14 protein-coding genes and 1 riboswitch are annotated in these 11,735 nt (G+C 65.1%); of the genes, 4 read left to right on the top strand and 10 right to left on the bottom strand.

Going from position 1 to position 11,735, the window contains the following annotated elements; all coding sequences use genetic code 11:
- The first annotated feature begins 89 nt into the window (after positions 1-89).
- Positions 90-231: riboswitch (FMN riboswitch) on the top strand.
- 80 nt (positions 232-311) lie between these two features.
- From ribB to dxs, 4 genes are all read left to right on the top strand, one after another.
- Positions 312-962, top strand: a complete 651-nt coding sequence (gene ribB / locus R9B85_RS15310; RefSeq protein ID WP_112254101.1) for a 3,4-dihydroxy-2-butanone-4-phosphate synthase — start codon at positions 312-314, stop codon at positions 960-962.
- Positions 963-1,169: 207 nt separating this feature from the next.
- Positions 1,170-1,412, top strand: a complete 243-nt coding sequence (locus tag R9B85_RS15305) for an exodeoxyribonuclease VII small subunit (RefSeq protein WP_003255380.1) — start codon at positions 1,170-1,172, stop codon at positions 1,410-1,412.
- Positions 1,409-2,296: a (2E,6E)-farnesyl diphosphate synthase gene (ispA, locus tag R9B85_RS15300; protein ID WP_112254100.1), complete on the top strand. Its 888-nt coding sequence runs from the start codon at positions 1,409-1,411 to the stop codon at positions 2,294-2,296. Before R9B85_RS15305 ends, ispA begins: the two co-directional genes overlap by 4 nt.
- A 208-nt stretch (positions 2,297-2,504) precedes the next feature.
- Positions 2,505-4,400: a 1-deoxy-D-xylulose-5-phosphate synthase gene (gene dxs, locus R9B85_RS15295; RefSeq protein ID WP_112254099.1), complete on the top strand. Its 1,896-nt coding sequence runs from the start codon at positions 2,505-2,507 to the stop codon at positions 4,398-4,400.
- Positions 4,401-4,530: 130 nt separating this feature from the next.
- Here the strand turns inward: dxs and R9B85_RS15290 are convergent, their stop codons facing one another.
- From R9B85_RS15290 to R9B85_RS15245, 10 genes are all read right to left on the bottom strand, one after another.
- A complete protein-coding gene (locus R9B85_RS15290; protein ID WP_207879689.1) occupies positions 4,531-5,343 on the bottom strand; it encodes a cobalamin-binding protein in 813 nt (270 codons plus the stop codon).
- Entirely contained in the window at positions 5,343-5,762 is a 420-nt protein-coding gene (locus R9B85_RS15285; RefSeq protein WP_075044459.1) for an MFS transporter, read from the bottom strand. Before R9B85_RS15285 ends, R9B85_RS15290 begins: the two co-directional genes overlap by 1 nt.
- Entirely contained in the window at positions 5,759-6,376 is a 618-nt protein-coding gene (gene ribA, locus R9B85_RS15280; protein WP_003260612.1) for a GTP cyclohydrolase II, read from the bottom strand. The genes R9B85_RS15285 and ribA overlap by 4 nt, the downstream gene beginning before the upstream one ends.
- Positions 6,377-6,636: 260 nt before the next feature.
- Positions 6,637-7,380 carry a substrate-binding periplasmic protein gene (locus tag R9B85_RS15275; protein ID WP_112254096.1) on the bottom strand — a complete coding sequence of 248 codons (744 nt, stop codon included), beginning with the start codon at positions 7,378-7,380 and terminating at the stop codon, positions 6,637-6,639.
- Between the two features lie 16 nt (positions 7,381-7,396).
- Positions 7,397-7,900 (bottom strand): phosphatidylglycerophosphatase A family protein, encoded by a 504-nt coding sequence (locus R9B85_RS15270; protein ID WP_004376077.1) that lies wholly within the window; start codon positions 7,898-7,900, stop codon positions 7,397-7,399.
- Positions 7,897-8,865, bottom strand: coding sequence for a thiamine-phosphate kinase (thiL, locus tag R9B85_RS15265; protein ID WP_112254095.1), 969 nt, complete (start codon positions 8,863-8,865; stop codon positions 7,897-7,899). Before thiL ends, R9B85_RS15270 begins: the two co-directional genes overlap by 4 nt.
- An 18-nt stretch (positions 8,866-8,883) precedes the next feature.
- Entirely contained in the window at positions 8,884-9,384 is a 501-nt protein-coding gene (gene nusB, locus R9B85_RS15260; protein ID WP_013970674.1) for a transcription antitermination factor NusB, read from the bottom strand.
- Positions 9,381-9,857: a 6,7-dimethyl-8-ribityllumazine synthase gene (gene ribE / locus R9B85_RS15255; protein WP_003255395.1), complete on the bottom strand. Its 477-nt coding sequence runs from the start codon at positions 9,855-9,857 to the stop codon at positions 9,381-9,383. Before ribE ends, nusB begins: the two co-directional genes overlap by 4 nt.
- A 91-nt stretch (positions 9,858-9,948) precedes the next feature.
- The gene (gene ribBA, locus R9B85_RS15250) at positions 9,949-11,040 is read right to left on the bottom strand and encodes a bifunctional 3,4-dihydroxy-2-butanone-4-phosphate synthase/GTP cyclohydrolase II (RefSeq protein WP_021783930.1); all 1,092 of its coding nucleotides are present in this window, start codon (positions 11,038-11,040) and stop codon (positions 9,949-9,951) included.
- Between the two features lie 18 nt (positions 11,041-11,058).
- Positions 11,059-11,724 (bottom strand): riboflavin synthase, encoded by a 666-nt coding sequence (locus R9B85_RS15245; RefSeq protein WP_112254094.1) that lies wholly within the window; start codon positions 11,722-11,724, stop codon positions 11,059-11,061.
- Positions 11,725-11,735 lie beyond the last annotated feature (11 nt).

The raw sequence follows: 11,735 nt of genomic DNA, 5'->3' as shown, positions 1-11,735 counted from the left end.
GGCTGTTCCTCGAATGCATAACCGCATGATACCGCCAAAGGTCGTAGAGCCGTGGATTGCCTGCGGGGTGGCAATGTGCTGTATGCTTGGCCGGTCTTCAGGGCGGGGTGAAAGTCCCCACCGGCGGTAAATCGAAAGATGAGCCCGCGAGCGCCCCGGCCATGCCGGGGGTCAGCAGATCTGGTGAGACTCCAGAGCCGACGGTCATAGTCCGGATGAAAGAAGGCGTCAGGCAGGGGCCATACGGGCGCCCCTGCGCGCGCATTTTGTTCGCCCCGAGACGTTCATCGATCATTCACGAGGAGCGTTTCATGTCCACCATGCACCACCCGCAATTCCCCAATGTCAGCGCCGCCATCGCCGCCTTCCAGGCCGGGCGCCCTGTGCTGCTGCTCGACGACGACGACCGCGAGGACGAAGCGGACATCATCGCCGCCGCCGAGAACATCTCGCTGCAGACCATGGCCATGATGATTCGCGATTGCAGCGGCATCGTCTGCCTGTGCCTGGACGAGGCCACCGTCGACGAACTGCAACTGGCACCCATGGTGCAGAACAACCAGGCCCGCCACGGCACCGGCTTCACCGTCACCATCGAGGCGGCGGAAGGCATTACCACCGGAGTGTCGGCCCAGGACCGCATCACCACCGTTGGCGCGGCACTGCGCTCCACTGCCGACCAACGCCATATCGTCAGCCCGGGGCATGTGTTCCCGCTGCGCGCCCGCAATGGCGGGGTGCTGACCCGCCGTGGCCACACCGAAGGCTCGGTAGACCTGGCACGCCTGGCCGGGTTGCGCCCGGCGGCGGTGCTGTGCGAGCTGATGAACCCCGATGGCACGATGGCCCGTGGCGAGCAGGTGGCGGTGTATGCGCGGCAGTACAATCTGCCGGTGCTGACCATCGAAGAACTGGCGCGGTACCGTGAGGCCATGCTGGAGCTGGAAGCAGAGCCAGCCTGATCCACCGCACGGGGCCGCTTTGCGGCCCATTCGCGGGTAAACCCGCTCCCACAGGGACCGCGCAGACTCGGAACCGGTGCAGTACCTGTGGGAGCGGGTTTACCCGCGAAGAGGCCGGCAAGTGCAACCTCAGGCTGCCGGAAGTTTGCTCCCCCCGCCCCGCTCTGCTAGTGTCGCGCCGTTCTGAATGCCACCGAGACAGTCGCCATGGCCCGCAAAAAAGCCTCCCTCGATTTCGAGCAATCCCTCGCAGACCTGCAAGCACTGGTCGAGCGCCTGGAGAACGGCGAGTTGTCGCTGGAAGAGTCGCTGGCCGCCTTCGAGCAAGGCATCGCCCTGACCCGCGATTGCCAGGGCGCCCTGGCCCAGGCCGAACAGAAGGTGCAGATCCTGCTGGAACGCGATGGCGAGCTGGCTGCCCAGCCCTTCGACGCGGAGCCGGAAGCATGATCGGCACCTACCAGGCCAGCTGCCAGGCCCGGGTCGACGCCGCCCTCGAGCCGTTGTTCGTCGCCCCGACCAAGGAACTCGAACGCCTTTACGCCGCCATGCGCTACAGCGTGATGAACGGTGGCAAACGTGTTCGTCCGCTGCTGGCCTACGCGGCCTGCGAAGCCTTGGGCGCCCCGGCCGAACAGGCCAACGGCGCAGCCTGCGCCGTGGAACTGATCCACGCCTACTCGCTGGTGCATGACGACCTGCCGGCCATGGATGACGACGACCTGCGCCGCGGCCAGCCGACCACCCACAAAGCCTTCGATGAGGCCTGCGCGATCCTCGCCGGCGACGGCTTGCAGAGCCTGGCCTTCAGCGCCCTGCTCGACCCGCGCCTGAGCCCGCAGGCTGACAGCATTCGCCTGGCCATGGTCCAGGCTTTGGCCAAGGCGGCCGGCCCGGCAGGTATGGTTGGTGGCCAGGCCATCGACCTGGGCTCGGTTGGCCTGAAGCTGGACCAGCAGGCGCTGGAGTTCATGCACCGGCACAAGACCGGTGCGCTGATCGAAGCCAGCGTGCGCCTCGGCGCCCTGGCCAGCGCCCGCGCCGAACAGGCGCAACTGGCTGCCCTGCAGACCTATGCACAGGCCATCGGCCTGGCATTCCAGGTGCAGGACGACATCCTCGATGTGGAAAGCGACACCGCGACCCTGGGCAAACGCCAAGGGGCTGATATCGCCCGAGACAAACCGACCTACCCGGCGCTGCTGGGCCTGGAAGCGGCCAAGGCCTATGCGGTCGAACTGCGCGACCAGGCGCTGGTCGCACTGAGTGGGTTCGGCGACAAGGCCGAGCCGCTGCGAGCGCTGGCACGCTACATCGTCGAACGCCGCAACTGATTTGATTGGGGCCGCTGGGCGGCCCATCGCCGGCAAGCCAGCTCCCACAGAGCCCCCACAGGCCTTGAGCATTGTGAACAACCTGTGGGAGCTGGCTTGCCGGCGATGGGCTGCAAAGCAGCCCCCATGCGACACCCGTCTGAATGGGCAGTATTTCCTACAATGGGGTAAACTGCCGCGTCTTCACACACCTATAACGACTCGCCTGATGCCCACGACGTTTCAAGAGATCCCCCGCGAACGCCCGGTCACGCCGTTGCTCGACCGCGCTGACACGCCTGCCGGCCTGCGCCGGCTGGCTGAAGCCGACCTGGAGACCCTGGCCGACGAACTGCGCCAGGAGTTGCTCTACACCGTGGGTCAGACCGGTGGGCATTTTGGTGCCGGCCTGGGCGTCATCGAGCTGACCATCGCCCTGCACTACGTCTTCGACACCCCCGACGACCGGCTGGTGTGGGACGTGGGCCACCAGGCGTACCCGCACAAGATCCTCACCGGGCGCCGTAACCGCATGCTCAGCCTGCGCCAGAAGGACGGCATTGCCGCCTTCCCGCGCCGCAGCGAGAGCGAGTACGACACCTTCGGCGTCGGCCACTCCAGCACATCGATCAGCGCTGCACTGGGCATGGCCATTGCCGCCCGCCTGCAGCACAGCGAACGCAAGTCGATCGCGGTGATCGGTGACGGCGCGCTGACCGCCGGCATGGCCTTCGAGGCGTTGAACCACGCCCAGGAAGTCAACGCCGACATGCTGGTTATCCTCAACGATAACGACATGTCGATTTCGCGCAACGTCGGCGGCCTGTCCAACTACCTGGCCAAGATCCTCTCCAGCCGCACCTACGCGAGCATGCGCGAAGGCAGCAAGAAAGTGCTGTCGCGCCTGCCGGGCGCCTGGGAAATCGCCCGCCGCACCGAGGAGTACGCCAAAGGCATGCTGGTGCCGGGCACGCTGTTCGAAGAACTGGGCTGGAACTACATCGGCCCGATCGATGGCCACGACCTGCCGACCATGATCGCTACCCTGCGCAACATGCGTGACCTCAAGGGCCCGCAGTTCCTGCACGTGGTGACCAAGAAGGGCAAGGGCTTCGCCCCGGCCGAGATCGACCCGATCGGCTACCACGCCATCACCAAGCTGGAGCCGGCCGACAAACCCGCCGCACCAAAGAAAGCCAGCGGCCCGAAGTACTCCGCAGTGTTCGGCCAGTGGCTGTGCGACATGGCTGCCGCCGACAACCGCCTGGTGGGCATTACCCCGGCGATGAAGGAAGGCTCCGACCTGGTCGACTTCAGCGAGCGCTACCCGGAGCGTTATTTCGATGTGGCGATCGCCGAGCAGCATGCCGTGACCCTTGCGGCCGGCATGGCCTGCGAGGGCAGCAAGCCGGTGGTGGCGATCTACTCCACCTTCCTGCAGCGCGCCTACGACCAGCTGATCCACGACGTGGCGGTACAGAACCTCGACGTGCTGTTCGCCATCGACCGCGCCGGCCTGGTCGGCGAAGACGGCCCGACCCATGCGGGCAGCTACGACCTGTCGTACCTGCGCTGCATCCCGGGCATGCTGGTGATGACCCCAAGCGACGAGAACGAATTGCGCAAGATGCTCAGCACCGGCCACTTGTACAACGGCCCGGCGGCTGTGCGCTACCCACGTGGCACCGGCCCGAACGCGCCGATCAGTGGTGACCTGGAGCCGCTGGAAATCGGCAAGGGCGTGGTCCGTCGCCAGGGCGAGAAAGTCGCCTTGCTGGTGTTCGGCGTACAACTGGCCGAGGCCATGCAGGTGGCTGAGCAGATCAACGCCACCGTGGTCGACATGCGCTTCGTCAAACCGCTGGATGAGGCGCTGGTGCTGGAACTGGCTGCAAGCCATGAGCTGCTGGTGACCATCGAAGAAAACGCCATCATGGGCGGTGCCGGTGCGGCTGTTGGTGAGTTCCTGGCCAATGAGGCGATCGTGAAACCGCTGCTGCACCTGGGGTTGCCGGACATTTATGTCGAGCATGCCAAGCCTGCGCAGATGCTGGCTGAGTGTGGGCTGGATGCGGCCGGGATCGGGGCTTCGGTGAAGGCTCGGATGGCCAGGCTAGGCCTGTAAACCCTGGGGCCGCTTTGCGGCCCATTCGCCGGCAAGCCAGCTCCACCTCGACCGCGCCAGCCTCAAGACATGCGCTATCCCTGTGGGAGCCTGGCTTGCCAGCGATCGAGGGCGCAGCCCTCGCAGAAGCTCACTTGGCCGCCGGCGCTTTAGCCTTGAGCAGCGCACACAACCGCGCCGTAGCTTCGACCATCTGCCCACTGGGCCGCTCCAGGCCTTTGTCTGGCACCACCAGTAAACGATCATCAGCCACCGCACGCAATTGCGGCCACGCCTTCCAACTCGCCAGCTGCGCTTCATTACCCGCCAGAATGACCTGCGGGTTGCGCAGCAGCACAGATTCCACATTTACCTGCGGCGCCGGCTGGGTAAGATCGGCGAAAACATTACGCGCCCCGCAAACGGCCAGAGCATCGCTGACCACCTGCTGGCCACCGAGCGTATACAGCGGCCGGTCCCAGACCTGGTAGAACACCTGCAACGGCTCGTCCCGTCGGTACTGCTGGCGTAGCTGACGCAACCGCTCACGCAAGGCTTGTGCATACCGATGGCCCTGTTCGGCACGGCCGATACGTTCGGCGATGGCTTCGATCTGCTCGATCAGCTGGTCGATATCATGGGGTTCTGCGCTGAAGGTGGCGATGCCCAGGCGCTTGAGCTGGTCACTTTGGGCCGGCGGCACGCTGCCCGGCCACAGCAGCAACAGGTCGGGGCGAAGGCTGAGCAGGCGTTCGAGGTTCAGTTGGCCCAGGCGCCCCACCGAGGGCAACTCGCGCAGCGCCGCCGGCCGTTCGCCACCGTCGAGCACACCTACCAGCAGGTCATCGGCCTGCAGTTCGAGCATGATCTCGCTCATCGACGGGGCCAGGCTGACCACCCGCAGGGGTTCGCCGGCCAGTGCGGCGCAGGCGAACAGCGCCAACAGACCGGGCAGCAGGCGCATCAGCCGAGCTGGCGTGGAATGCGATAGAGGTAAAGCACCACTGCGGTGGACAACGCCAACAGGATCTGTGGCACCGCCTCGAGGCCGACCAGTACCGACAAAGCGGCGACCCAGGCCGGGAAGCAGGCATACAGCATGGCCAGGCGCCGCACCCGCGCCAGCTCGATCCAGGCGGCGGGCTCTTCGCCAGTGCCGAGCACCTTTGAAGTTGCGATGAGGGCGCGCTTGTAGGCACCGAAGCGCGGCAGGCTGAGGAACATGGTCGCCGCGCCGGCAATGAACAGTGGCATGGCCAGCACCGAGGCCAGCGCATCACCACCACCGAAAGCCCAGGCCATCACTGGCAGCGGCACCAGGCCGACCGCCAGGTATTGCCACCAGGCCAGCGCCAGGCGCCGCTTTACCTCGGCGCGGGTCACGCCTGGGGCACCTCGCCCTGATGCTCGTTACCCAGCATGTGGCCCAGCTTGCCGGCCTTCGTCGCCAGGTAGTAGCGGTTGTGCGGGTTGTGCCCGGTATGCAGCGGCACGCGCTCGGCGACGACGATGTTCATGTCGGTCAGGGCTTTGACCTTGCGCGGGTTGTTGGTCATCAGGCGCAGCGACTTCACGCCCAGGTGTTCCAGCATCGGCAGGCACATGGCGTAGTCGCGCTGGTCGGCGGCAAAGCCCAGGCGCTCGTTGGCCTCGACGGTATCGGCGCCACCATCCTGCAGCTCGTAGGCGCGAATCTTGTTCAGCAGGCCGATGCCACGGCCTTCCTGACGCAGGTACAGGAGCACGCCACGGCCTTCACGGGCGATGGCTTGTAGCGCGGCTTCCAGCTGCGAGCCGCAGTCGCAACGCTGGCTGAACAGGGCATCGCCGGTCAGGCACTCGGAGTGCAGGCGCCCCAGCACCGGCTGGCCGTCCGCGATGTCACCCAGGCTGAGCACCACGTGCTCACGGCCGGTGGCTTCGTCGAGGAAGCCATGCATGGTGAAGGTCGCGAAAGGAGTCGGGAGTTTAGAGGCGGCAACAAAGACGACGGGCACGTTGTGCTCCTGGATAAGTAGGAAATTTCTCGTGAGCCGATTGTATCAGCAGGTTGGGGGATGTGGGCTGGCTGAATACCGTGGCTTAAGATCGAAAAGTTCGATGCTTATTAGGCCACCAATCAACCGTGCCCCACGCGGTTTCTGTGGGAGCGGGTTTACCCGCGAAGAAGCCAGCGCGGTGCCTGGCACCGGCTTCGCCGGTGTTCGCGGGTAAACCCGCTCCCACAGGGACCGCACATGCCTTGGCGCTCTGCGTCTCAATGCGGTTTGCTATCCGGGCTGAACGGATACGGCTGCTGCCAGTGCTCGAAGATCGGCTTCAGCTCGCCACTGCGCACCAGCTCGGCCATGCGCTTGTCGAACAGGTCGCGCAGGGCCTTGGCCTGGTCGTTGCGGGCAAAGGCCAGGTACAGCGGCAGTTCGGCCAAATGGCTGCGGCGGAAGCGCTCGGGGTGAGAGGCCTGGCCAAGCACGTAGTCGACCTCGGTCAGTGCATCGATGTAGTAGTCCACGCGGTCATGCTCGAGCATCGGTAAAATGCCTTCGCGGCGCTGGACTTCGCGAAACTCATGCACATTGGGCAGGTAGCTGCCGAAGTCGTAGCCACGCACCCAGGCCAGGCGGTGCTGACCTATGGTCTGCTGGGTAGGCACAGGCTTGTTGACCAGCCCCAAGGCGTAGATGTGGTCCATGTCGAAATGCCAGCGCGGGTACAGGTTGTCGTCGTTCTCTTCCTTGTACGAGCCTACCCAGGCGTCAGCCTCGCCACGCTTCACCAGCCCGATCGCACGGCTGTAGGGCGCGCTCTGGGTCACCACCTTGACCCCGGCCGGCTCGAATACCTTGCGCAGCACATCCCAGGCCACCCCGGTACCGTCGGCGTTGGTGTAGTCGAGCCACTCTTCGCTGACCAGGTGGATCTGCTTCGGCACACCTTCGGCAGCCGCCGCCCACGGGGCAAGGCTCAGCAGCATTGCCAGCAGCACCGTCCTCATGGCCATCCACACGCTCCCTGTATCAGGCAACCGCCCACACCAGAACCTGCATCCCCAGCCAGGCAAACACGCCGGCCAGGATATCGTCGAGCATGATTCCGACGCCCCCATGCACATGGCGGTCGACCCAGCGGATCGGCCACGGCTTGAGGATGTCGAAGAAGCGGAACATCAGGAACCCCGCCAGCAGCCACTGCCAGCCTTCCGGCACCAGCCAGAGGGTTATCCACATGCCGACGATCTCGTCCCAGACAATGCCTTCATGGTCGTGCACGCGCAGGTCATTGGCGACCTTGCCACAGAGCCAGAAGCCGAACAGCATGCTTACGCCAAGCAGCAGCCAGTAGCCCCAGTCGGGCAGCATCTGCCACAGCGGAATGAACGGTATGGCCACCAGCGAGCCCCAGGTGCCCGGCGCCTTGGGCAAGGTGCCGGAACCGAAGCCGAAGGCGATGAAGTGCCACGGGTTGCGCCAGACCGAAGGCGGAACGAACTCCGCAGGCACCTGGTTGGGGTGATCGGTCACGGTGTCTCCCTAAAATGTTGATAGCCCCGCTGCTCGGGGGTGATGTCCCGGCCTTGTGCATCACGCAGGGTCACACCCTGCCCTTCGAGCACACGACCAATGGTATGCACCTCGATGAAACCGAGGTTCGCCAGAGGCGCCAGCGCTTCGGGCGGCAAGGTGAAGGCCAGTACATAATCGTCGCCACCGCTGAGCGCTGCCTGCAATGCCGCTTCGCGACCGAGGAACGCCACTAGAGCAGGAGACACTGGTACCTGGGCCAGGTTCACCTCAAGCGCCACACCGGACGCCTTGGCGATATGCCCGCAATCGGCCAGCAGGCCGTCGGAGATGTCCAGCGCCGCCGTTGCACGCCCACGTAGCCACTCGCCCAGGGTAAGCTGCGGCATCGGCGACCAGTAATGGGCCAGCAGCGGCTCGGCCTGGGCAGCAGGCGCCTCGCGCTCACCCAGCACCAGCGGCAAGGCACCGGCGGCCTTGCCCAGCGTGCCGCCAACACACAGCAGGTCGCCTGGCCGAGCGCCGCTGCGGCGCAATGCCTGGCCAGCCGGCACGCGGCCGAACACGGTGACGGTGATGCTCAGCGGACCACGGGTGGTATCCCCGCCAATCAGGCTCATACGGCAGCGGTGGGCCATGCGGCTGAGGCCATTGGCGTAGGCCGCCAGCCAGTCCGGGCCTACATCAGGCAGGGTCAGGGCGAGGGTAAAGCCGATGGCAGTTGCGCCCATGGCTGCCAGGTCACTGGCCGCCACGGCCAGGGAACGCTGGCCCAGCAGTAGCGGGTCGCAGACAGCAGGGAAATGCACCCCGGCGACCAGCGTGTCGGTCGACACTGCCAGGTGTTCACCGGGGGGAAGCGCCAGCAGGGCGCAGTCATCGCCGATACCCAGGGCCACGCCTTCGCCGCCCTGCGCACAGGGCGCGGCGGCGAAGTAATGGTTGATCAGCTCGAACTCACCCATGGTTCGCAAGCGCCAGGATCAGCGCTTGTTCGCCTTGACTTCTGCTTCGCGCAGGTTCGGCGCCAGCTTGTCCAGTACGCCGTTGACGAACTTGTGACCGTCGGTGGCACCGAAGACCTTGGCCAGCTCGACACCTTCGTTGATCACCACGCGGTACGGTACGTCGACGCGCTTGATGAACTCCCAGGTGGACAGACGCAGCACGGCCAGCTCGACCGGGTCGAGTTCTTCCAGTGCCAGGTCCAGGCATGGCTTCAGGGCGCTGTCGATTTCGCTCTTGATCGCCGGGACCCCGTGCAGGATCTCGCGGAAATAAGCGCCATCGACATCGGAGAAATCGTTATCGACCCGGAACTGCGCTTCGATCTCGTTCAGCGAATGCTGCGCCATGTGCCACTGGTACAGCGCCTGGGTCGCGAGCTTGCGGGCTTCGCGGCGCTTGGCGCTCTTCGAGGGCTTGCCGGCATCCGCAGGTTTTGGATCGCGCGGGTTGAAACGATCGCTTTCGTCGCTAATCACTTGGCCTCCAACTGCGCCAGCAGGCTGACCATTTCCAGAGCGGACAGGGCAGCTTCAGCACCTTTGTTGCCGGCCTTGGTGCCGGAACGCTCGATGGCTTGTTCGATGGAGTCGACGGTCAGTACGCCGAAGGCCACCGGAACACCGAACTCCATGGACACCTGGGCCAGGCCCTTGGTGCATTCGCCCGCCACGTATTCGAAATGCGGGGTACCACCACGGATCACGGCGCCCAGGGCAATGATCGCGTCGTAGGCGCCTTGCTGGGCGACCTTCTGTGCCACCAGCGGGATTTCGAATGCACCCGGGGCACGGATGATGGTGATGTCGCTTTCGCTGACACCGTGGCGTACCAGGGCATCAACTGCACCGCTTACCAGGCTTTCGACGACGAAGCTGTTGAAGCGGCCAACCACCAAAGCATAGCGACCTTTGGGGGCGATGAAGGTACCTTCGATGGTCTTCAGGGTCATTCCGATATTCTCATCTTCAAGAGCGAGGCCGCATACAAGCGGCCTCGACAGGGGTCTGGACTCGAGCAGAGGGCGTCATTGCCGCCTCAAGTCACTCGGAGGGCACGTATTCTACAACTTCCAGATCGAATCCGGATATCGCGTTGAACTTCATCGGCGAACTCATCAGGCGCATCTTGCGCACACCAAGGTCACGCAGGATCTGCGAACCGGCACCCACGGTGCTGTAGGTGGTCGGTGCCTTGGTGGGTGCATCGCCCGCGCTTTCGCGGATGTGCGCCAGCAGCACGTCACCGTCCAGCGGGTGGCCCAGCAGCAATACCACGCCGCTGCCGGCCTCGGCCACGGCGGCCATGGCGGCGCGCAGGCTCCAGCGGCCCGGCTGCTTGACCAGCAGCAGATCGCGCAGCGGGTCCATGTTGTGCACGCGCACCAGGGTCGGCTCTTCGGCGCAGATCTTGCCCAGGGTCAGGGCCATGTGCACGTCGCCTTCCACCGCGTCGCGGTAGGTGACCAGGTTGAACTCGCCCAGCTCGCTCTCGACCGATTGCTCGGAGACGCGCTGCACGGTGCGCTCGTGGATCATGCGGTAGTGGATCAGGTCGGCGATGGTGCCGATCTTCAGGCCGTGCTCGGCGGCGAACACTTCCAGCTCGGCGCGGCGCGACATGGTGCCGTCGTCGTTCATCACTTCGCAGATCACGCCGCTCGGCTCGAAACCGGCCATGCGCGCCAGGTCGCATGCGGCCTCGGTGTGGCCGGCACGGGCCAGGGTACCGCCAGGCTGGGCCATCAGCGGGAAGATGTGGCCAGGGCTGACGATGTCTTCGGCCTTGGCATCCTTGGCGGCGGCCGCCTGCACGGTGCGCGCGCGGTCAGCGGCGGAGATGCCGGTGGTGACACCTTCGGCGGCTTCGATCGACACGGTGAACTTGGTGCCGAAGCCCGAGCCGTTGCGCGGCGCCATCAGCGGCAGCTTCAGCGTTTCGCAACGCTCGCGGGTCATGGGCATGCAGATCAGGCCACGGGCGTGCTTGGCCATGAAGTTGATGTGCTCAGGCAGGCAGCACTCGGCTGCCATGATGATGTCGCCTTCGTTTTCGCGGTCTTCGTCATCCATGAGGATGACCATTTTGCCCTGGCGGATGTCTTCGACCAGTTCTTCGATGCTGTTGAGCGCCACGCGGCACCCCCTTCTCAATCAGGATTTCAAGAAGCCGTTGGCGGCCAGGAAGCTTTCGGTAATGCCACTGCCCTTGTTCGGTTCGGCAGCCTTGTCACCCAGCAGCAGACGCTCCAGGTAACGGGCCAGCAGGTCGACCTCAAGGTTTACCCGACGCCCTGCACGGTAGTCGGCCATGATGGTTTCGGACAGGGTGTGCGGGACAATGGTCAGCTCGAACTCGGCGCCATTGACCTCGTTGACCGTCAGGCTGGTGCCGTCGACGGTGATCGAACCCTTGTGGGCGATGTACTTGGCCAGTTCCTTCGGTGCACGCACGCGGAACTGGATGGCGCGGGCGTTATCGCTGCGCGAGATGATTTCGCCGACCCCGTCGACGTGGCCGCTGACCAGGTGCCCGCCCAGCCGGGTGGTGGGAGTCAGGGCCTTTTCCAGGTTGACCTTGCTGCCGCTCTTGAGGTCAATGAAGGCGGTGCGCTTGAGGGTTTCGACGCTGACGTCGGCCCAGAAGCCGTCGCCCGGCAGTTCGACGGCGGTCAGGCACACGCCGTTGACGGCGATGCTGTCGCCGAGCTTGACGTCACCCAGGTCGAGCTTGCCGGTTTCGACGTAGACGCGCACGTCGCCACCCTTGGGGGTCAGGCTGCGGATGGTGCCGATGGATTCGATGATGCCGGTGAACATGGGGTCTTCCT

The sequence above is a fragment of the Pseudomonas sp. NLJ1 genome (assembly GCF_049486705.1).
Lineage (GTDB): Bacteria > Pseudomonadota > Gammaproteobacteria > Pseudomonadales > Pseudomonadaceae > Aquipseudomonas > Aquipseudomonas inefficax.
This window is presented reverse-complemented; position numbering and strand designations above follow the sequence as displayed.

Coding starts and splice junctions, on each gene's coding strand:
- ribB (WP_112254101.1), top strand. CDS start 312: ATGTCCACCATGCACCACCCGCAATTCCCCAATGTCAGCGCCGCCATC.
- R9B85_RS15305 (WP_003255380.1), top strand. CDS start 1,170: ATGGCCCGCAAAAAAGCCTCCCTCGATTTCGAGCAATCCCTCGCAGAC.
- ispA (WP_112254100.1), top strand. CDS start 1,409: ATGATCGGCACCTACCAGGCCAGCTGCCAGGCCCGGGTCGACGCCGCC.
- dxs (WP_112254099.1), top strand. CDS start 2,505: ATGCCCACGACGTTTCAAGAGATCCCCCGCGAACGCCCGGTCACGCCG.
- R9B85_RS15290 (WP_207879689.1), bottom strand. CDS start 5,343: ATGCGCCTGCTGCCCGGTCTGTTGGCGCTGTTCGCCTGCGCCGCACTG.
- R9B85_RS15275 (WP_112254096.1), bottom strand. CDS start 7,380: ATGGCCATGAGGACGGTGCTGCTGGCAATGCTGCTGAGCCTTGCCCCG.
- thiL (WP_112254095.1), bottom strand. CDS start 8,865: ATGGGTGAGTTCGAGCTGATCAACCATTACTTCGCCGCCGCGCCCTGT.
- ribE (WP_003255395.1), bottom strand. CDS start 9,857: ATGACCCTGAAGACCATCGAAGGTACCTTCATCGCCCCCAAAGGTCGC.
- R9B85_RS15245 (WP_112254094.1), bottom strand. CDS start 11,724: ATGTTCACCGGCATCATCGAATCCATCGGCACCATCCGCAGCCTGACC.